This window comes from Marinomonas sargassi (genome assembly GCF_025716875.1).
GTDB classification, from domain to species: domain Bacteria; phylum Pseudomonadota; class Gammaproteobacteria; order Pseudomonadales; family Marinomonadaceae; genus Marinomonas; species Marinomonas sargassi.
In genome coordinates, this window is record NZ_JAOVZB010000001.1 from 72,239 (window position 1) to 93,953 (window position 21,715).

The following is a 21,715-nucleotide window of genomic DNA, read 5'->3' on the forward strand; positions in this document are numbered from 1 at the left end:
CCACTAAAGTCATCTTAGATCCAATAGGCTAAAGCCTAAAATGTTAGGGGAATTACATGTCAAACCAAACTATTTACTACACACTAACCGATGAAGCACCAGCATTAGCTACCGCTTCTTTGCTTCCTGTTTTTAGCGCTTTCGCAAAAGAAGCAGACATCGAGTTAAAACTTACTGATATCTCTCTTGCTAGCCGTATCCTTGCTTCATTTTCTGACCTACTTCCAGCAGATCAGAAAGTTGAAGATGGTTTGCAATTCCTAGGTGAACTGACACTGACACCAGAAGCAAATATTGTAAAACTGCCTAACATTAGTGCTTCATTGCCACAGCTTACTGCGGCTATTAAAGAGCTTCAGGCACAAGGCTACGCACTTCCTGATTACCCAGAGTCAGCTGAAACCGCTGAAGCTAAAGACATCCAAGCTCGCTACGCGAAAGTATTGGGTTCTGCAGTAAACCCTGTTTTACGTCAAGGTAACTCTGACCGTCGTGCACCAGCTGCAGTAAAAGGCTTCGCCCGTAAAAACCCTCACTCAATGGGTAAGTGGAAGAAAACATCTGTATCTCACGTTGATCATATGCGCAGTGGCGATTTCTACTCTACTGAGCAATCTGTAACTATGGATTCTGCGCAAACAGTTAACATCGAATTTGTTGCACAAGATGGTTCTGTTGAAGTGAAAAAATCCCTTCCTCTTTTAGAAGGTGAAATTCTAGACAGCATGAACATCAGCTGCGCTAAACTTCGCGAATTCTTTGAAGCTTCTCTACAAGAAGCAAAAGAAGACAACATCATGTGGTCTCTTCACTTGAAAGCAACCATGATGAAGGTTTCTCACCCAATCGTATTCGGTCACGCTGTGACAGTATTCTTTAAAGATGTTTTTGAGAAATACGGCGAGTTGTTCAAAGAAATCGGCGTTAACCCTAACAATGGCCTAGGTAGCGTATACGATAAAATCAAATCACTACCAGAAGCTCAACAAGAAGAAATCAAGCAAGCGATTCAAGCGGTTTACAGCACTCGCCCTGAACTAGCCATGGTTGATTCAGACAAAGGGATTACTAACCTACACGTACCAAGTGACGTTATCGTTGATGCTTCTATGCCTGCAATGATTCGTAACTCAGGCAAAATGTGGGGCCGCGATGGTAAAGCACATGATGCTAAAGCTGTTATCCCTGACCGCACTTACGCTCGTATTTACCAAGAGACCATTAACTTCTGTAAAACAAACGGCGAATTCGACCCAACAACTATGGGTACGGTTCCAAACGTTGGTTTGATGGCTCAAAAAGCTCAAGAATACGGCTCTCACGATAAAACATACGAAGTAGCAGCAGCTGGTACTATGCGCGTTGTTGACGCTCAAGGTAACGTTCTTATGGAACACGCTGTTGAGAAAGGCGATATCTGGCGTGCATGTCAAACTAAAGATGCTCCAATCCGTGACTGGGTGAAGTTGGGCGTAACTCGCGCTCGTCAATCAAACACTCCTGCAGTCTTCTGGTTAGAAGAAGAACGTTCTCACGATAACGAACTTCGCAAGAAGGTTGAGCTTTACCTACAAGAACACGATACAACAGGCCTTGATATTCGCATCATGCCTTACAACGAAGCGATCCGTTTCTCTATGGAGCGCATCATCCGTGGCGAAGACACTATTTCTGTAACAGGTAACATCCTACGTGACTACCTAACAGACTTATTCCCAATCTTAGAACTGGGTACTTCTGCGAAAATGCTATCTATCGTACCTATGCTTAACGGCGGTGGCATGTACGAAACTGGCGCTGGTGGTTCTGCTCCTAAGCACGTTCAACAGCTTATGGAAGAAAACTACCTACGTTGGGATTCTCTTGGTGAATTCTTGGCTGTGGCCGTTTCTTTCGAAGAACTTGGTATCAAAAACAGCAACGAGAAAGCAAAAGTACTTGCTGAGTGCCTAGATAAAGCGACAGGTAAACTGCTAGATACTAACAAGTCACCTTCTCGTAAAGTTGGCGGTATCGATAACCGTGGTAGCCATTTCTACTTAGCTATGTACTGGGCTCAAGAATTAGCAGCACAAACAAGTGATGCTGAACTTGCTGCTAAGTTTGCACCTTTAGCGAAAACTTTGACTGACCAAGAAACAACTATTGTTGCTGAGTTAGCAGAGGTTCAAGGTAAAGCAGCTAACCTTGCTGGCTACTACAACATTAACCTTGAAGAAGTGGCTAAGGTAATGCGCCCGAGTGCTACCTTCAACCAAGCTTTGGCTTCTCTATAATTTAGCCATCAGCTCAATACCAAGCCCAGATACTTTATCTTAAAGTATCTGGGCTTTTTTTATGCAACTAGCTACCCTGAATCCCTGTATTACCTTCTCTCTTTTGCCTATAATAGCCGCTCCCTGAAAACCATGTTCGAGGCGTTATCTCAATGGAATTAACTAGCTTAAATGCAATTTCCCCTATCGACGGTCGTTACGGATCAAAAACCAACGTTTTACGTCGCTCAGTAAGCGAATACGGCTTATTGCGCATGCGTGTGATAGTGGAAGTTCGCTGGCTACAAGCTCTTGCCAGTCACCCACAAATCAACGAAGTTCCTGCACTAAGCGCCCAAGCCAGTGCCTTTTTAGACCAATTAGCAGACAACTTCAGCGAAGCTGATGCTCAAGCTATTAAAGACATTGAGAAAACCACCAATCACGATGTGAAAGCGGTTGAATACTTCATTAAAAACAAAATGGCAGACAACGCAGAATTAGCGGCTATCTCTGAGTTTGTTCACTTTGCTTGTACTTCTGAGGATATCAACAATCTATCCCATGCCCTAATGCTTCGTGAAGCACTGGAAGAAGGCATTACTCCAGAGCTTAAAAACGTTGTTAAGGCGATTGAAGATCTTGCTATTGAGCACGCTGAACAGCCTATGCTATCTCGTACTCACGGACAGACTGCTTCACCTTCAACTATTGGTAAAGAGATGGCCAATGTTGCTGCGCGTTTAAGCCGTCAACTAAAACAAATCGAAAAAGTGGAATTTCTAGGCAAAATTAACGGTGCGGTTGGTAACTACAACGCTCACCTTTCCGCTTACCCATATGTGGATTGGCAAGCACATGCAGAAGCTTTTGTTACTTCTCTAGGCTTAACGTGGAACCCATACACAACTCAAATTGAGCCACATGATTACATTGCTGAATTGTATGATGCCATTGCTCGCTTCAATACGATATTGATCGACTTTGACCGCGATGTTTGGGGCTACATTTCTATGGGCTTCTTCAAGCAAAAAACCATTGCTGGTGAAATTGGCTCATCCACTATGCCTCACAAAGTTAACCCAATCGACTTTGAAAATTCTGAAGGTAACTTGGGTATTGCCAACGCTATTATGGGTCACCTAAGCGCTAAACTGCCGATCTCTCGCTGGCAACGTGACCTTACTGACTCAACTGTTTTGCGTAACCTAGGTGTTGGTCTTGCACACAGCCTAATCGCTTATCAAGCCACCCTTAAAGGCATTAGCAAGTTGGAAATCAATGCACCTCGCTTGCTTGCTGATTTGGATGCGGCATGGGAAGTACTAGCAGAGCCGATTCAAACCGTCATGCGTCGCTACGGCATCGAGTCTCCTTATGAGAAACTTAAAGAGCTGACTCGTGGTCGTGCTATTGATCAAGCAACGATCGAAGCCTTTGTCGAAACACTGGATATGCCAGAATCAGCAAAAGCGGAATTAAAAGCACTAACACCTGCTACTTATATTGGTAACGCTGTCGCTCAAGCAAAAGCTATCCGTAGCTAAGCTGACAACATGCTAATGAAAAAGAGTCGATTTATCGGCTCTTTTTTTATGTTTTAATTCTTTCATCAACCCAAAGAGCTCAGTATCTATATGATGGACCTAAACACGCCTTTAGACATTCTAGGTGGAATGACGGCACAAACCTTTCTAGATGAGTATTGGCAGAAGAAGCCTCTACTTATTCGTTCAGGGCTTCCTAACTTCACACTACCATTAGAAGCTGATGAATTAGCTGGTATGGCCATAGAAGAGGAAGTTGAGTCTCGGATTGTGATTGAGAAAGGACAAACACCATGGCAAATGCTCACGGGGCCATTTAATGAAGACACTTTTTCAACACTGCCTGAAAAAGAGTGGACATTATTAGTTCAGGCTGTCGATCACTGGGTTCCCGAAGTGCAAGAGCTCAAAGAACAGTTCCAGTTTTTACCTAGCTGGAGACTAGACGATGTGATGGTCAGCTATGCAACAGAAGGTGGCAGTGTTGGCCCTCATTACGATCAATATGATGTCTTTCTTGTTCAAGCGGCAGGAAAACGTCGCTGGCAAGTACTGGCACCAGATGAATACCAAGACAGCTCAATTCCTGACGTTGCTCTGCATATTCTCGATAACTTCACCGTCAATCAAGATATGGATTGGGAGCTAGAAGCAGGAGATATTTTGTATCTTCCACCCAACTTTGCTCACAATGGCAGGGCGTTAGACGATGACTGTATGACCTACTCCATTGGTTTTAGGGCACCTAGTTTACAAGATGCTTTGACTGGCGTACGAGACATACTCTGCGACACTCCCAATGTGAAAGATCGCTTCTCTGCGCCAGAAACAGGTAAACGCCAACATAGCGCTGAAATACATGCGGACGATATCCAATACTTAAAAGCTCAATTAGAGCGCTTAATCAATCAGCCGGATACCTTAGCTGACTGGTTGGGTAACACTATGAGTGAGACAAAGTATCCTGAGTACCTTTCCCCTCTTTCAAGTGAAGAACAAGAAGCTACTTACCAAAGCGCGTTAAATGGTCAAACTTTTATTCGTCCAGGGGATGCACGCATTTGTTACTATCAACAAAAAGAGCCTTCGACTTGCAGAGTATTCTGTAATAGCGATAGTTTAGATGTAGATGAAAGTCTCACTTCTCTAGTGCAAGCCATTTGCGATCAAGTAGAGTTTGATTTTTCCGCTCTAGATTTTTCTCAACATAAAGATATCGTACCATTGATACAGTTTCTCATTCGCCAGCAAGGGCTTATTGAGCTAACAGCACCAGAATAGAATCGTCATAGGTCATCATTTTAGGAGTAGATACAGTGAGAGCACTCACCTCCGATTGGAACAGTAGTAGAGAACAATTGGTTTTTGTTCGCACCCAAGTATTTATCAATGAACAAGGCGTTGACGCCCAAGATGAATGGGACCAAGAAGACACACAAGCCGTGCACTTTGTTTCATTTGGTACAACAGCAGTGCCAACAGGCTGCTGCCGATTAACAGAAGAAGGACAGCTGGGCCGTTTGGCAGTGTTACCAAGCTACCGTCATCAAGGTTATGGCATCATGTTATTGAATAAAGCCATTCAAGTGGCAAGGGAAATGGGGTTACGTAAAGTTTTTCTAAATGCTCAAACAGATGTGCAGATGTTTTATGAAAGACAGAACTTTAAAACCGATGGAAAAATTTTCTTAGAGGCAGGAAAAATGCACGTACGCATGGAAAGGGATATTTAATAACCCCCTTATTTTGAAAATAAAAAAAGAGCCTATAGCAACGCTACAGGCTCTTTTTTATTATTACGGCGAATTACACAACCGCAATCAATTCAACATCAAACTGCAATACAGAGAAAGGTTGAATCATTGCGCCAGCGCCTTGAGCACCGTAAGCCAATTCAGCAGGAATAGTAAGACGGTATTTCGCACCTTCTTTCATCAACTGTAGACCTTCTGTCCAACCAGGAATAACACCTGTTAGAGGGAATTCAATTGGCTCACCGCGGGCAATAGAGCTATCGAAAACTTGGCCATCTGTTAAACGACCTTCGTAATGTACTCGTACTGTTGATTCACGGCTTGGTGTTGCACCAGTACCTTCTTCAAGTACCTCAAACTGCAAACCACTCTCTGTAACTTGTACGCCGTCTTTCGCTTTGTTTTCCGCAAGAAATGCTTCACCAGCTTGTACTGTCTCTTCAGAGCCAACACGAGCTTTTTCTTCCATTTTTTCTTGAAGTTCAGCAAACGCGGCTTCTAGCTCTGCACCTGGAACACGCATTTCAGCTTGATTTAAAGCATCTTCAATAGCCGCAAAAAGATGCGTCAAAGATAGTTCACCTAAATCACTTCCACGTAGCTGGTCACCGATCTGACGACCAATACCGTAAGCGATTTTCGCTTCATTTGAGTCGAACACAAGTTCTGACATGTTTACTCTCTCTTAATTCACATAAAAAATTGAACGCGAATTGTAGCATAGCCAAGCCCTTTTAAAATGTTTGAGCATTCAAAAACCGCTTCGTAAGAAGAGTAACAAAAACATAGACAATACAAATGACATTCATTACTATTTAAATCATTGTCACTCATAGACGAGAACATAAAAATGAAAGCGAAGAACTTTGTGCCTGATAGTTTTGAAAATAAACATAAGAAAACTCACTCTGCAGTTTGGGAGGCTATTTTCATCGGCGTGCTATTATTTTCAGTTTGCAGCTGTTTTTTGTGGTCGAATCACATATAACCCCTCCTACCTATAAATTTATTTAATACATACCCGCATAATTTAACTGATCAAAAATACTTTCCTGTCTGAATGTGCAGAAATAATGTTTGTTATTGTTTGTTATTTATTGTACTTTTTTTGATCGCTGCTGTTTTTTTAAAAACATTTCGACATTTAAATCTACATTTAAGAAAACAAATATACTGAATTTACTAAGCTATAGGATATTTTTGAGGTATAAGGATATGGACACACTCACTCGTGATTTATCAGTTTTTATAAAATCCTCACACCTAAAAAATAACCGTAAACCCGCTTGGCAGGCAAACACTAGTCTTAGCACTCTTATCAAAACACTGAGCAGCTTCCTTGCAATCAGCTCAATTAAAAAGCCTCATACAAGAAGCAAATAAGATATTACTATTGAAGATTAAGGCTTTTACGCACTATGGATTTGATTGCTGAATTTAATCAACAAGAACACGATCAAGTAGTAATAGATTGCTTCTTTGAACTATGGCATTACTCTGCTGACTTCATGTTTATCATGGCTGTAGAAGAGAACGGAGAGTTTTCTTTATTTGATAATAATCCTGCCTCAAAACAAGTAATGGGCTTGCCATTAGATACTCAAATACACCGCATGAACATCCGAGAAACGTGGGGAGATACTATTGTTGAAGGCCTCTATGACACCTACCGAAAAGCAATCAACGCTCGCAAGCCTATATCTATTATTCAAAATGCAACCAAGCTCGATAAAGAAATTTGCGTCGACACCCTACTTGTCCCCATTTTTAATGCTGAAAACGAAGCCATATATGTTTGTGGAGTGAGTCGTGATATTACGAAAATCAAAGACGCTGAAAGTATTGCTATTGAAGCAAACGAAAAGCTACGAGAATACAGCGAAGCATTACAGTCAATTAACACTGATCTAGATCGCAATGTAAAAGAAAGAACCAAAGAACTAGAAACAGCCAAGCACCTAGTAGAGGAGTCATTAAAGGCAAAGTCTTCCTTTGTCGCCAGAATGAGCCACGAAATACGAACACCTATTAATGGGATTCTTGGCTTAAGTCATTTAGCCCTTAAAACTCCACTAAATGACGAACAACAAGACTATATTAATAAAATCTTAGCATCCGGAGAGGTTTTACTTTCACTGATCAATAACGTTTTAGATTTCTCAAAAATCGAAGCTGGAGAGATGAGAGTTGAACAAGTACCTTTTTCCCTAAAGAATACTGTTGATCATGCCATTGCCATGAATTCACTTCATATCGAAGAAAAAATGTTAATGGTAACAGTGGACATTTCCCCGACTCTGCCAGAGCTTATACTTGGTGACCCATTACGGACACAGCAAATTTTACTCAACCTTGTCACAAATGCTGTAAAGTTCACCCACCATGGTGGTATCAGTATCCGTCTTTATCCAGAAAAAAATCATAGCCAACAATATGCCTTGCGCTGCGACGTTACTGACACAGGCATTGGTTTGCCCAAGGAGTTTAGCGAAAACTTGTTCAAGCCTTTTCAACAAGCCGATGATAGCGTGACAAGAAAGTATGGTGGCACAGGGTTAGGACTAACCATTTCTCATCAGCTTTGCGAACTAATGGGCGGAAAAATTTGGGTAAACAGTGAGTTGGGACAAGGGTCTACCTTTAGCTTTATTATTCCCGTGGAGCCAATAGACGACACACCGCTAAAAACAAACGAGACAACAGAAAGTATCACCAAAGCCCCCAACCTTTTTGATTTTAAGGTGCTTATAGTCGAAGACAATATTATCAATAAAAAAGTTATCCAAGGCTATTTGGAAGAAACTAAGCTTCAATTAAGCGTCGCTGAAAATGGCGAAGAAGCTATTAAAAAAATCTATAGCGAAGAATATGACCTTGTCTTAATGGATATTCAAATGCCTGTTATGGACGGACTGACAGCGACACGTATTATCCGACAATCTCCTAGCTATAAAGATTTACCTATTATTGCCATGACGGCTCACGTTTCGAAAGAAGCCAGAGAGCAATCATTAAACGCAGGAATGAATGATCATTTAGATAAACCGATCAACAAATCAGAGTTATATAAAACATTACAACAGCACCTAAACACCAAGAAACTAAACCGAGGCTCGAACCCAGATACTGACAATAAAGGGCATGATGAAGCATCCTATGAAAAAATATTGTCAAAGCTAAAAACTATCGACACATTAGATATCGAGAAAGCAATTAGTAACCTTAATGGTAAACAAGACTTATATATTGAACTTGTCTCCGCCTTTTACATTAAATACCAATGCTTCTCTGTTAATGAAAATAGTGACATTGTAAGTATGATTCGTCTATTAGAAGCAAACTCAATGCACGTGGGTGATTTTAGGCTTGCTGCACTCTGTACAACTTTCATCCAAAGTAATGACGAGAGCGCTAACGAACTTGCTGTTATCGAAGGGGAAATAAGAAGCCTAGTAAATAAAATAGAACAATCATTAATTCAAACGCTACCTGAAAAAGATAACGAATTTTGCAGCCACTTACTGGCCAAAAAACTAGAGTCCATTACCCCATTATTGAAAAACTCAGATTTTTTTGTGGAAAACTACTTTTCCCTATTACGAAAAATGGCGAAGGGAACAGAATACGCTTTAGATGTTGAACACCTAATTTATAATGTTAAAAATGTAGAATTTGAAGTCGCAGAAGAGCTTTCTTCTCACCTCATAACAGAACTTCAAGGTAAAACTAATGGCAATAGAGCAACGAGTACTCGTCATTGACGATGACAAAATCAACCTAAAAATATTAGGCGATATTCTAAGAGATGAGATTAATGTCATGGTAGCAACAAGTGGCACTCAAGGAATTAGAAAAGCCATTGATTATCAGACTGACCTTATTTTATTAGATGTTCTCATGCCTGATATGGATGGCTTCGAGACAATGAATCAACTGAGTAGAAATTCGAAAACCAGCTCTATTCCTGTCATCTTCATTACCGCTCTTGATGATTCAAGAAATGAAGAAAAAGCATTATTAATGGGCGCTTGTGACTATATTCAGAAACCTTTGAATGCCAGCATAGTAAAAGCTCGTGTGCGTTTGCATTTACAATTGGTAAAACAAAGAAAGATGTTAGAGGAACTCGCTCATATAGACCCTTTAACCTCCATTGCCAATAGACGAAAATACCAAGATACCATGGTAGATGTATGGCAATCAGCAGTTCATAAACATGGATGCCTTTCTTTATTGATCATTGATATTGATAACTTCAAGCATTATAACGACTGTTATGGTCATGCCACCGGTGATAGCGTACTAAAGAAAGTGGCTGATGTATTATCAGACAAGATTGACAGTCTAGGGCTTGTCGCACGTTATGGTGGAGAAGAGTTTGTCGCTTTATTACCAGACATATCAACAGAAGAAGCCCAAGAGATTGCAAAGTGGTGTCAGCAAAGCATTGAGGGTTTGCATCTAAGCTACCAACATGACAATTTTAATGGAGATATTACTGTCAGTATTGGTGGAGCAACCGTATTCCCAACCCCTAACTGTCAGCCAGATATTGTTTTCAATGAAGTAGATGAACGTTTAAGAGATGCAAAGAATAGCGGTAAAAATAAAGTTCTCTGGGTTGAAAAAAGCACAATGAATACTGCGGTCTAAGAACAGACCAACTAATGAACTAGAGCTCAGGAAAAGATCGGGCAATGGCGACTGTGGCTTTGGTATTTTTTATTTTATTCAAATGAAGTTCCGACTGCGAGAGAGTCTCACTCTGTGCCCCATATAGAGCTGCAGACTCCGCCACACCATAAACACCCACTGTTTTAAATATGTATTCTGACTTGGTACTGAGTAAAGCTTCTATAGTTCGCAGCTGTTCAGCGCTATAGGTCAAGAACGGCCAACCATACTTATTTGCCAAGTTAATTAAATTAGTTTCATCGGCCTTTATATCAATACTATTCAGAGAATGGATGTCGCTGGGGGTTAAGCCCTTCTCAGCCAAAGCTGACAACATAAGCTCTTCAAGATACTCCAAAGGGCAGTTTCGTTCACACCCCATACCTAAGGTAAACACAGGGTTTAAATAAGGCTTTGCCGTCGTCATGACCAGTTGCGCGTTCAGATAATTTGCAACCTGCGCCCCCCAGTCATTGGCTCCCCCTTCATGGCCAGATAGTAAAGGGATAACAAACGTTCCCTCCTCATCTAAAACCAATACTGGCGGGTCTTGGTACTTATCCTGTAATACGGGTGCGAGTGTTCGCATTACAATGCCTGTCGCACAAATAAAGATTAGCGAATCACCCTGCTGGAATGATTTTCGAACAGTATCTGCAAAGGGCTTTGGCTTATACTCCAAAGCGGCGTCGGGCCATTTCACTTGCAGCTTCTCTCCCAAATCTCGACCCATTGGCGTAAGCGCAATAATCCGTATCATTGGGTGCTCACTCTTTGTTTCGTAACCACAAAGAGTGAGAAGTAAGGCCCTTTCGTATTTTCTAGTGTCGAGACATCCTCTACCAACTTCTCATTATCACGGCCAATATATTCCAAATATTTAGCATCTTGCATTCGCCCTGCTTTCTTTAAGGCTGACAAAATTCTCGGTCTGGCCTGACCTGCTTTCATAATCACTACGCTATCATGGTTATCTAGCGCCATATCCAATTGTTCATCTGTATGTCGCCCACTGACCACAGCAAAGGATTCTTTTAATACTGTTAAGGGATGAATCAGAGCGGAAGAAGCTGCATGAACAGATGAAATTCCCGGCACCACTTGGCAGCTAAAACGCCCCTTTAAGCGCTCCAGTAAGTAAGCGAAAGAACCAAAAAACAAGGGGTCGCCTTCACATAAGAAGACCACATCATTGCCTTCTAATAGCTGATTCTCAATGGCCCTTGAACCAGCATCATAGGCGGTATTAGCTAAACGACGATCAGTGGACATAGGCATCACAATAGGGATTTCAATTTGAGATTCGACCACATTAGAAAAAGCCTCTCTGGCGATTTCTTTGGCTTGAGAGCTGCCGTTATCATTTGTTAAATAGCTCACAACCACCGCATTTTGAATCAATCTCAAAGCCTTAAGCGTTATCAGCTCAGGGTCACCAGGGCCAACACCCACTCCGATAAAGCTGCCTATTTTTTGTTGCGTATTCTCGCGGCTCATACAGTACCTTTTTTTCGGAATTGGAAAAGAGTGACAGGAAGGCTAGGTCGATACACACGCTGGCCAGCGAGCTTTTCTGCTTTGTTCACTGTCAATTGCAAGCTGTACTCATCACTATCGCCAGCTTCTTCTCGTAAATTGGCAAAATCTAAAATGGTATATTTGGTTTCTTCCGTAACAGCATTCACCACTAAACAGCCACCAGCAGGCAATAAAGACCAAACATAAGCTAATAAACTCGCCAGCTCTCCGTCACTTCCCCCAATAAACACCTTATTGGGGACACTCTGCTCAACAGATAAACTCTGGAATACATCTGGAGCCCGACCGGCAATGATTGAAAGGTTTTGCACTAGCCCAAAGCGCTCTTGGTTAGCTTTTAAGCAAGCTAGACGCTCAGGGTGATGTTCAATTGCGACAACCTGACTTTTGGGGTGCCAGTAAGATAGCTCACTACTAACACCACCACAGCCAGCCCCTATATCCCAAATAAGATCACCATTTTCGATATTCATTAACGACAAGATAGCCAAGCGCATTTCTCGCTTAGTGATCATCCCCTTGCCTTCCCCTTTATCTGTCACAAAAAGGGGATCCGGAAAGCCGGGGGATGACGGGTAAAAGCTTTTTTGTGGGCTCGTTTTAACAACAATTACATTAAGTGGATAAAAAACTTCATCGGTATTTTGCAAATCTTTTGCGACAAAACAGCGAACTTTTTCTGTTTCGTAGCCTAAAGCTTCACAAACAAAAATCTTACTATCATCTAGCCCAGCTAGCACACACTCTTGAGCAATATGTTTAGGCTGACTGTATTGATCCGTTAATAGGGCCAAGGTTTTATGCGCTTGTAAATGGCGGCGCAATGAACCCAAAGGTCGGCCATGTAAGCTAACAGTTTCAACATCCTGTAGGGACAAGCCGAGCCGGTGACAGGCCATTTGTATGCTCGATACATTCGGATAAAAAGTCAGCTTTTCTGGAGGGAAATTACGACCTAGCCAAGCGCCAATACCGTAAAATAAAGGGTCGCCTGAAGCCAATACGACAAGGCTTTTCACCCCGTCAATCTGCCAATCCTGCACATTGTTTTTTAGCTGACTCAGTTTCGGTAGATCAATTCTTTTGGCCGCATGGGGGTAATTTACAAGCATGTCATGCTGACGAGGTGAGCCGAGCACTATATCTTCTTGGGACAACTTAGAAAGTACATTTTGAGCGGCTGAATCTAAATGAGAAAATTGGTGTACACCCAGCCCTATTACATGAATTTTCATTAGTAATACTCACCTAAGTTACAACGCAACAAGGCATTACAGCTTGCCGATGTCACCGCGCTGCCGCCCATGCGACCTAATAAGGTAATACATTCTATACCTAACGTTTGATGGGCATCCCAAAGCGCTTTTTTTGATTCTTGTGCACCAACAAAGCCGACTGGCATACCAATGATTAATGCTGGTTTTGGCGCTCCTTCTTTAATCATTTCTAATAATCGAAATAAAGCGGTAGGTGCATTACCAATCAGTACAACACTACCTTCTAGGTGCTCCTGCCAAAGAGATAACGCCGCCATGGAGCGAGTTTCGCCTCTTTGCTTCGCCAGCTCTGCCGTTTTAGGGGAGTTCAAAAAACACAGAGGCTCACGATCAATCATGCGCTTCGTCACACCCTGTTTCACCATTTCCACATCACATAAAATAGCTGCATTATTCGCCAAAGCATTTCTACCCACTTGTGTGGCATTTTTGCTGAACTTCACTTGCTCCGCCACATCTGGAAAGCCAAGGCTGTGCACAATACGCATGGCAACCTGTTGCTGATCGAGTGTAAAAGCAGACAAGTCCGTTAACTCACGAATTTGACGAAAGCTGTCCTGTTCTATTTGTTGAGGGTTACTTTCATACTGATAATTTTTTTCTAGGATGTTATGAGTCACTGTTGGCTGTCTTTTGATAATGGATGTGTTGATGGTGATAGATGACGGCTAAAACGCTTACTCCACTCTCGTAAGCAAGTTTTTAAACAGTCTTCAATATCACCAAACTCTTTTTCTACTTCAGGTAATGTTGGTCGTTGATGCAAGAATACAGGCAAAGAGAGATCCCTTGCCGCTTCTAATTTGGAATAGGTAGATGCGCCACCGCTATTTTTACTCACCAGCACATCTATTTGATAATCTTCCAGCAATTGATATTCATCTTGGTAGGAAAAAGGCCCTATCGCCTTTAGCCATACCAATGGTTTGGCCGATGACAATGAGCCCAGATCAAACTTGGGTTTTACGGCCGTACGCCATATCACTTTTTTGACACTGGGAATGGCAAGTACTTGCTGTAAAAAACTCTCACTCATTTGCCCCGCGCTTAATAACGGACAAGTATGACCCTGTAATTTTATTAATAACTCTTCATCGGACACATACTCAGTCCAAAGGTCATTTTCGTGCCTGTGCCATGCTGGCCGCTGGAAACGCCAACAGGGGATACCTATTTGTTGAGCTGCTTCAACTGCATTAGTACTCATGTTTAATGCATAGGGATGAGTCACATCTAAAATGGCACCAATATTATTTTGCTTCATATAATTGGTTAAGCCACCAAATTGAGTAAAGCCGCCAACCACAAGTTCACAATCTACCTTGGGAACTCGAACCAGTCCTGCGAGACTATAGATCACAGCAAGGCCAGCAGAGTGCAAAGCATCAGCAAGATATCTAGCATCGGCGGTTCCACCTAACAAGAGAATTTTCATAGCATATCCCCTTTGTTATCTGATGCTTTACCGACAAAATCACCGTGTCTATTTATTGCCCATACTTCTAATTCAATAGCCGCTGGAATGTACTCTCTAGCGAACTCCAACGCTTTCAAGCATACCAGATTCGCCAAAGGCTTAGATAAATCCTGAGCTAGCGACAAAGCTTCCACACTGGTATTAGCGCCTTGCATTTTTGCTTGAATGTCGTCACTCGCCCCTAGGCTGGCTGCAAGTTCTGCTAGTGCATTTAGGTCAATGCTCGAAGATCGACTATTGAGATCCATGTGGCGTTGAGCCAACTTGCTGATCTTGCCAAAGCCACCACAAATACTCAGTTTCTGTATTTGCGTATTATCCCCTGATTCTACTTTTCTAATGTGTTTGAGCACGGCACCGACAAAGTCTCCCATTTCAATCAGCGCCATATCCTCTAGGGAATAATGCTCTTGTATAGCAGCTTCACTGCTATTCCCTGTCGTAGCCGCAAGGTGAGTCACCCCGTTTGAACGGGCGACATCAATCCCCTGATGAATCGAAGCGATGTAAGCGGCACATGAAAACGGCCTCACAATGCCAGTCGTGCCTAAAATAGAAAGGCCACCTAAGATTCCCAAACGGGGATTCATGGTTTTTTGGGCAATGTTCTCACCGTTCTCCACGCCGACGGAAACATCAAAACCTCCTTCATATAAATAGGTTTCAGTAAAATTTAGTAAATGAGTTGTCATCATTCTACGAGGAACAGGGTTAATGGCAGGCTCTCCCACCTCTAGCAACAATCCTGTTCGAGTCACAGTGCCTACCCCTTTCGCCGCATGAAAACGCACCCCCACTTCAGGACTTAAGCGCAATTCAACAAACACGGTTGCACCATGGGTAGCGTCTGGGTCATCGCCTGCGTCTTTCACGGTCGAGGTTTTTATGCCGTCTTCAATATCTACATAATCGACAATAGGTAAGCTGACTTCTTTGCCTTTTGGCAAGGTGACAATCACGGATGAATTTTTTATCTGTGTAAAAAGTGCCTGCACCGCCGCAACACAACAGGCTGTTGCACATGTGCCTGTGGTTAGCCCTGTACGCAAGGGAGCGTTTGATTCAGCACTTTCTGGCCACATAACTAGCGATTTTCACCGATGGAAGACGGTAAAAATAGCTTACCAATTGCGGTCAAATTAGAAGGGAAAAATAGGTGTAGATAGCTGGCCGTAAGGCCTTTATCTTGATAAAGAGCTTCACCCGGTGCAGGGTGGCGCTGTCTACGACCGTAGCCCACAGGCTCTGGTGTATTTGCACTTCGAGATCTATGGTGAGCATGACCCCGTATTTCGCCTTGGGGCAATTCAGCAGTCTGCATTCCCTGACAACCTCGTTTCCCGCGCATAGCGCCTTGGCCTTCAAGAATACCCAGCATAGGGTAAGTCTCTTCCTCTAAATCTGTCAGCGTTTCTAAGCTATATAACATACCGCCACACTCAGCCAGAATCGCCTTTCCGGATTCATAAAAGTGTTGAATCTCTGTACGTATTGCATGGTTTTCTGACAAAGCTTGGGCATGTAGTTCAGGGTAACCTCCCGGCAGCCATAGGGCATCAACTTGAGGTAAAGTCTTGTCATTTAAAGGGGAGAAAAATACCACTTTTGCTCCCAGCTTCTCTAATGCAATGAGATTTGCATCGTAAATAAAGCTGAACGCGGCATCTTTGGCGATACCTATGGTTTTACCTAGTAATACAGGTTCAAGATCAGGCTCATCTGCTGCGTTCTCTTCAATAGTTGAATAGAAGGCCACTGGCTCAGGCAAAGTTAACAAACCATTATCTGGTGTTTCTGTAAGCCAAGTAACAGCGGCTTGAAAACGCTCCTCCAGCTCCTCTTTCACCTCTTCGGCTTGTACTAGACCAAGGTGACGCTCAGGTAAGGTCACACTGTCATCACGTTTTAAAGAGGCTAGCAGAGGTAATGTTTCAGGCAATGCATCTCGAATCAGTTGAGCATGTCGCTCACTGCCACAGCGGTTCGCAATTAAGCCAGCCACTTGCACGTCATCTCGAAAGTTTGCCAACCCTGTAGCCAAGGCAGCAGCCGTTTGTGCCATGCCTTTTACGTCCATCACAATGGCCATAGGAATGCCAAAACGAGCCGCTAGATCTGCACTAGAAGGCTCACCATCAAACATCCCCATTGCCCCCTCTACTAATATGAGATCTGCTTCTTGAGCGGCTAAGTATAATTTCTCTTGGCAGTAAGCTTCTCCAGCCATCCAGATATCTAGTTGCTCGACTGGTTGACCAGAAGCTTGTGTCAGGATTTGAGGATCAAGATAGTCTGGCCCCGTTTTAAATACCCTTACCACTTTACCCAACTCGCGATAATATCGAGCGAGCGCTGCTGTAATTGTGGTTTTCCCTTGGTTTGATGCCGGAGCCGTTAAGAATAACGCTGGGCAATAGACTGTTGGGCGGCTCATAGACTCACCTCTGGCGTTGCATCCACTGCTACGTATTGAGCGGACAATTGCTCTGCTAATGATATGCCACGACCCCGTTTAATTGGTGCATTTTCAATATCAATCAACACCACATTGCCCCGTAAAGAAATATCGGATACATCGGCCTGAGTTCGTCCGTCTGTCAGTATGTAGGTATAGCAAACTAAATCTGGTTGACTGATGTGTTCTTTATCTAAGAGTCGACTAGCGTTTTGTATCGCCACGCGGAACGGCGTGCCACCACCAGCCTCTAAATCATTTATTAAATTGGCTATTTCTTTGGGTGCTCGAACTTTGGATAAAATGGAAGACACATTATCTTGACCAAAGCCCAACACAGAAATTTGCTCCCGCGCCAAATAAGCACGATTAGCAATATCAAGGATGACGCCTTTGGCTTTAGCAAACCCACCCTGTTTGAGCGTAGACGCTGAGGTATCCAACAAAATAAGGTGTAAAGACGATTGTCCCGTTTTCTCTGCCTTATTGATCAACTGTGATGGAGGCCAAGCCTGCGGCTCTCGTACAAAGCTACGAAACCAATCCACATCACTGCCTTTATTTGCCTCGTTAGCCCGAGTTCCGCCTTTTGATTTACCTTGTAACTTTCCCGGCGACACCTCTTTTACAATGCTCGCTGTACTGTTCTGGTCAGGTGATACATTCGCCGTCTCTAAATTGATTGGAGCAGTAGCGGCTTGCTTTTGAGGTTTCATAGCGCCCCACTCCCCTTCGCCGCCACTGGATTCATTACTTTTTTCATGGGAAGACGAACTATTCGTTGGTTGTGTATCAGGTAAGAAAGAAGGTGTCGGCTTTCGCGAAGCTGAGTTCTGAGGTGGTTGAGATTTATGCTGTCTTCGATGTGCAAGCACAAATTCTTCAACGGCTAGAATGTCGTCAGCAGCAACTTGTTTTCTGCCATGCCAAGCTGCGTGGGCTATTGCAGATCGTACCCAAACTATATCGCCACGCACACCATCAACTTCGGCCATATGACACCTTCTAGCAATGTCCATACGACATTCATCAGAGCAACGCACATCCCGCAGAGCTAGGCGTGCAGCTAAAATACTATTTTTAAGGTTACGTTGTTTATATTTGAAGGCTTCGATAAAAGCAGAAGGGTCTTGGTCAAACTCTTCTCTTAGACGAACAATTTGAATGCGCTCTTCAAGACCATAGGTATTACTGAGCTCCACCAGCAGACCAAATCTGTCTTGTAATTGTGGGCGTAGCTCCCCTTCATCTGGATTCATTGTGCCGACTAATAAAAACCGAGAGTCATGCTCATGACTGACACCATCGCGCTCTACTCGATTCACACCACTGGCAGAAACGTCGAGTAACTGATCAACAAGGTGGTCAGCTAACAGGTTCACTTCATCCACATACAGCACGCCACCATGGGCTTTGCTTAACAACCCTTCTTTAAAGGCAACTTGTTTGTCTTGTAAAACTTGTTGAAGATCTAAAGCTCCTAGCAAGCGATCTTCACTGGTTCCAAGGGGGAGTGTTGCAAAAGGCACTTGCTCATCGACATCAACAAGTGCTGGCATTATATGAACTAACCCACGAGCTAAAGTGGACTTAGCAGAGCCTCTTGGGCCACTAATTAATACGCCACCAATTTTGGGGTTTATGGCACATAATATGAGTGCCAGCTTTAGCCGCTCTTGTCCTGCTACCGCAGTAAAAGGGAAGTCATTATGAACAAGACGAGTCATGATGTTACCTGTTGTTATTCACTAAAATATGAGAAAGAAGTAAAAGCCATTATTGTAGGCATTTTTCTAGTGCTTTGTCTTGTTTGACCTTATCTTTGGCCTATTTACATGTCAAACACAAAGCTCTCAACTTAGAGTGAACAAAACCAATACAGGGTTTTAATGGATCTCTTGATCTTGCACCTGCGCCCACTCTGGAGGGCGATGATAACGGCCAACCACTGAGCTCAGCAGAATAAAGGCAAGTAAAGAGTAACCAAGCTGACTCAAATCCAGAAAAACAAGAGCTGCTATAAAGATACCTACATCTGCGATTAATGTGGTCTTGCTCGCATGAATCGAAAACTTACGCTCTAGAAAAACCGCTAATATATTTAGCCCGCCCAAGGATGCATTATGACGAAACAAAATAATCAAACCGAAGCCAACCAGTAAACCGCCAAGCGTTGCAGACAATAATGGGTGAATGGTTAAGGTCGCATAATGGGTCATCCATTCGGACAAAAGAGACAGCAAGCTCACGCTAATAAAGGTTCGCAAAGTAAATTCTCGCCCTAATGTGAACCAAGCTAAGCAGTAAAACGGTATATTAAGAAAGAAGAACAGCTCACCAAATGAGAAATCGGTCAGTCTGATTAAAATCATACTCATACCTGCAGTTCCACTAATGAGTAAACCTGCTGAGTTGAGAATATGAATACCTAGCGCAACAAGAATGCAGCCCTCTAGAATCGAGAGCCAACGATGAGTATTTCGTTTCATGACAAGTCCTTACTTGGCTGTACCAACTTTTGATTGATCGCAGACATTTAAAGTTAACCTCTTTTGGAGGCTGTTTTTTGTGTCGAATTTGACAGCGGAAATTATTACCTGTTTCCGCTGTCAATTGAAAGCATTTTCCGTACCATAAAAGGCATGGTAAAAATTAACTCAACTATTTCACTCAGCAACAGGACGAAAACGAGTAAATGAGAATTACGTTAAGGCAATTACAAATTTTTGAAGCGGTTGTTCATACAGGTTCAGTCACTGCTGCCGCTGACATGGTCGCCATTAGCCAACCTGCTGCTAGCCAAGCATTACGTGAATTAGAATCTTTACTTGGCCGCCCTTTATTCCGACGACATGGAAAGCGTTTACAAATTACGCCCCAAGCTAGGCACTTATTGCCCCAAGCCAGAGCAGTGCTGAGCCAAATTGAACAAATTGAGAGTATGGGCAGTGATAATGAGCTAAGTGGCTCTTTGCACATTGCCGCCAGTGTCAGTATTGGTAATTATCTCTTACCTGAGCAAATGTCTCTCTTTAAAGAGCAGCACCCTAATATTCGTTTTTCATTAGACATTGGTAATACCCAAAGTGTTATTCAGCAACTATTAACGGGTAAAGCAGAAGTCGGTTTTATTGAAGGTTATTGCCAACACGCAGAGCTCATGACACAGGTGTGGCAAGAAGACGAATTACTTGTCTTTGGTTCATCCCAAGAAGACAGACCTGAAGAGCTATCATGGAAGGATTTAGAGCAAGCTAATTGGATTATGCGTGAGGCTGGGTCTGGAACACGAAACATTCTTGAACAAGCCACTGCCAGCCGTATACCACAATTAAATGTGTCGCTTTCATTGGCTCATATGGAAGCAGTAAAACAAGCCGTAATACATAAAATGGGGCTTGGTTGCTTATCACGTATCGCGTTATCCCAAGAGCTTAATGCTGGCTTAATTCGACTCTATAAAACGCCACTTAAGCTGAAAAGAAACTTATTAATCGTTACCCCTAAAAATACCACGCTGACCCAAAATGCTCAGCATTTTATAGACCAATGCCGAGGAACATCACCCGAGTAAAGGCATTAAATACATGAATAGAAAAAGGCTTCCTTATACTCATTTTAGAATATAGGGTTTCCATGTATACTTTTTTAGCGGCTCTCAAACTGAGTTCTTTTATCCATCAACATATGAATTTCAAACATTATGAATATTAATAAAATAGACCTTAATCTACTCATATATCTTGATGTTCTATTGAGAGAATGCAATGTAACTCGCGCGGCGAATAAGCTAAATATTACTCAACCGGCAATGAGTAATGGTTTAAAACGCTTACGGGATATATTACATGATCCTTTGCTAGTCAGAACCAGTGAAGGCATGAAGCCAACTGAAAAAGCTCTGCGTTTACAGCCTATCGTGCGCAAGGTTTTGCTGGAGCTAGAAGAAGCACTACAACCTGAATCCGACTTCAACGAACGTACTAGTACCCGCGTTTTTAGAATCATGGCCAGTGACTATGCAACATCAACTGTTATTCCAAGCCTATTAAGCCGTTTACGTGAATATGCTCCAGGAATTACTCTCGATATCATGACCCCCAGTGATGTCACCTTCCATGATGTGGAAGCAGGCAAGATAGATATGGCTATCAACCGTTTCGAGGAATTACCTCAATCTTTCCACCAAAAGAGTGTTTGGCTAGATACTTTTGTCTGCATGATGAGCTCGGACAACCCAGTTAAAGACAACTTTGATATTGACGCCTATTTGCAAGCGCAACATATATGGGTGAGTAAGACTGGCTTTGGGATTGGCGTTGGTATGGACCCAAATGATGTACAAAAGCTTGGCTGGGTGGATGAAGCCTTACAAGAGCTCGGCCATAAACGCAGTATTCGTGTATTCACACGCAGTTACCATACAGCTATGCACCTTGCCCTTGAACAAGACTTGATAGCGACTCTGCCAAGAAAAGTGGCCATGATAAATAAAGACAACCCAAACCTTGCCATCGTAGAGCCACCTTTCGAGATACCACAGATTGAACTACAAATGATTTGGAGCCCATTACTGCACCATGATGCCAGCCACATATGGTTTAGAAGGCAAGTAATCGATGTAGCCAATGAACTTAAAGCCAAAACTCTGTAAAAAAAAGCGTGTTCTACCTTACGAGTAAAACACGCTTTTTAAAAATTATGATTTAGCAATCACTCTGCTAAACTCTTCCTAAA

Annotated in this window: 18 protein-coding genes; 8 read left to right on the plus strand and 10 right to left on the minus strand. The window is 42.7% G+C overall.

What is annotated here, in order from left to right:
• Nucleotides 1-56: 56 nt before the first annotated feature.
• The 4 genes from OFY17_RS00360 (at nt 57) to OFY17_RS00375 (ending at nt 5,535) form a co-directional block, all read left to right on the plus strand.
• Nucleotides 57-2,276 carry an NADP-dependent isocitrate dehydrogenase gene (locus OFY17_RS00360; protein WP_263528702.1) on the plus strand — a complete coding sequence of 740 codons (2,220 nt, stop codon included), beginning with the start codon at nt 57-59 and terminating at the stop codon, nt 2,274-2,276.
• Between the two features lie 152 nt (nt 2,277-2,428).
• A complete protein-coding gene (gene purB / locus OFY17_RS00365) occupies nt 2,429-3,802 on the plus strand; it encodes an adenylosuccinate lyase (protein WP_263528703.1) in 1,374 nt (457 codons plus the stop codon).
• A 90-nt stretch (nt 3,803-3,892) separates the two neighbouring features.
• A complete protein-coding gene (locus tag OFY17_RS00370; protein ID WP_263528704.1) occupies nt 3,893-5,083 on the plus strand; it encodes a cupin domain-containing protein in 1,191 nt (396 codons plus the stop codon).
• A gap of 35 nt (nt 5,084-5,118) precedes the next feature.
• Nucleotides 5,119-5,535 carry a GNAT family N-acetyltransferase gene (locus tag OFY17_RS00375; protein ID WP_263528705.1) on the plus strand — a complete coding sequence of 139 codons (417 nt, stop codon included), beginning with the start codon at nt 5,119-5,121 and terminating at the stop codon, nt 5,533-5,535.
• Nucleotides 5,536-5,608: 73 nt separating this feature from the next.
• On the opposite strand, the gene OFY17_RS00380 is transcribed toward OFY17_RS00375, so the two are convergent.
• Nucleotides 5,609-6,229 carry an FKBP-type peptidyl-prolyl cis-trans isomerase gene (locus tag OFY17_RS00380; protein WP_263528706.1) on the minus strand — a complete coding sequence of 207 codons (621 nt, stop codon included), beginning with the start codon at nt 6,227-6,229 and terminating at the stop codon, nt 5,609-5,611.
• A 745-nt stretch (nt 6,230-6,974) separates the two neighbouring features.
• Between OFY17_RS00380 and OFY17_RS00385 the strand changes: the two genes are divergently transcribed.
• Together OFY17_RS00385 and OFY17_RS00390 are read left to right on the plus strand one after the other, a co-directional pair.
• Entirely contained in the window at nt 6,975-9,317 is a 2,343-nt protein-coding gene (locus tag OFY17_RS00385) for an ATP-binding protein (protein WP_263528707.1), read from the plus strand.
• Nucleotides 9,286-10,209 (plus strand): GGDEF domain-containing response regulator, encoded by a 924-nt coding sequence (locus OFY17_RS00390; protein ID WP_263528708.1) that lies wholly within the window; start codon nt 9,286-9,288, stop codon nt 10,207-10,209. The genes OFY17_RS00385 and OFY17_RS00390 overlap by 32 nt, the downstream gene beginning before the upstream one ends.
• 19 nt (nt 10,210-10,228) lie before the next feature.
• On the opposite strand, the gene OFY17_RS00395 is transcribed toward OFY17_RS00390, so the two are convergent.
• From OFY17_RS00395 to OFY17_RS00435, 9 genes are all read right to left on the minus strand, one after another.
• Nucleotides 10,229-10,990 carry a cobalt-precorrin 5A hydrolase gene (locus OFY17_RS00395; protein ID WP_263528709.1) on the minus strand — a complete coding sequence of 254 codons (762 nt, stop codon included), beginning with the start codon at nt 10,988-10,990 and terminating at the stop codon, nt 10,229-10,231.
• On the minus strand, nt 10,987-11,727 hold the full coding sequence (gene cobI, locus OFY17_RS00400; protein ID WP_263528710.1) for a precorrin-2 C(20)-methyltransferase: 741 nt from the start codon (nt 11,725-11,727) through the stop codon (nt 10,987-10,989). The genes OFY17_RS00395 and cobI overlap by 4 nt, the downstream gene beginning before the upstream one ends.
• Nucleotides 11,724-13,004 (minus strand): precorrin-6y C5,15-methyltransferase (decarboxylating) subunit CbiE, encoded by a 1,281-nt coding sequence (gene cbiE, locus OFY17_RS00405; protein WP_263528711.1) that lies wholly within the window; start codon nt 13,002-13,004, stop codon nt 11,724-11,726. The genes cobI and cbiE overlap by 4 nt, the downstream gene beginning before the upstream one ends.
• Nucleotides 13,004-13,666 carry a precorrin-8X methylmutase gene (locus tag OFY17_RS00410; protein WP_263528712.1) on the minus strand — a complete coding sequence of 221 codons (663 nt, stop codon included), beginning with the start codon at nt 13,664-13,666 and terminating at the stop codon, nt 13,004-13,006. The genes cbiE and OFY17_RS00410 overlap by 1 nt, the downstream gene beginning before the upstream one ends.
• The gene (locus OFY17_RS00415) at nt 13,663-14,481 is read right to left on the minus strand and encodes a precorrin-6A/cobalt-precorrin-6A reductase (RefSeq protein ID WP_263528713.1); all 819 of its coding nucleotides are present in this window, start codon (nt 14,479-14,481) and stop codon (nt 13,663-13,665) included. Before OFY17_RS00415 ends, OFY17_RS00410 begins: the two co-directional genes overlap by 4 nt.
• On the minus strand, nt 14,478-15,605 hold the full coding sequence (locus OFY17_RS00420; RefSeq protein WP_263528714.1) for a cobalt-precorrin-5B (C(1))-methyltransferase: 1,128 nt from the start codon (nt 15,603-15,605) through the stop codon (nt 14,478-14,480). The genes OFY17_RS00415 and OFY17_RS00420 overlap by 4 nt, the downstream gene beginning before the upstream one ends.
• 2 nt (nt 15,606-15,607) lie before the next feature.
• A complete protein-coding gene (locus tag OFY17_RS00425; protein WP_263528715.1) occupies nt 15,608-16,957 on the minus strand; it encodes a cobyrinate a,c-diamide synthase in 1,350 nt (449 codons plus the stop codon).
• A complete protein-coding gene (locus OFY17_RS00430; protein ID WP_263528716.1) occupies nt 16,954-18,705 on the minus strand; it encodes an ATP-binding protein in 1,752 nt (583 codons plus the stop codon). The genes OFY17_RS00425 and OFY17_RS00430 overlap by 4 nt, the downstream gene beginning before the upstream one ends.
• Nucleotides 18,706-18,864: 159 nt before the next feature.
• Nucleotides 18,865-19,467, minus strand: a complete 603-nt coding sequence (locus OFY17_RS00435) for a YitT family protein (RefSeq protein ID WP_263528717.1) — start codon at nt 19,465-19,467, stop codon at nt 18,865-18,867.
• A 206-nt stretch (nt 19,468-19,673) separates the two neighbouring features.
• Here OFY17_RS00435 and OFY17_RS00440 point away from each other — a divergent pair, with 206 nt between their 5' ends.
• Nucleotides 19,674-20,552 carry a LysR substrate-binding domain-containing protein gene (locus tag OFY17_RS00440; RefSeq protein WP_263528718.1) on the plus strand — a complete coding sequence of 293 codons (879 nt, stop codon included), beginning with the start codon at nt 19,674-19,676 and terminating at the stop codon, nt 20,550-20,552.
• Between the two features lie 129 nt (nt 20,553-20,681).
• Nucleotides 20,682-21,632 carry a LysR family transcriptional regulator gene (locus tag OFY17_RS00445; RefSeq protein WP_263528719.1) on the plus strand — a complete coding sequence of 317 codons (951 nt, stop codon included), beginning with the start codon at nt 20,682-20,684 and terminating at the stop codon, nt 21,630-21,632.
• Nucleotides 21,633-21,715 lie beyond the last annotated feature (83 nt).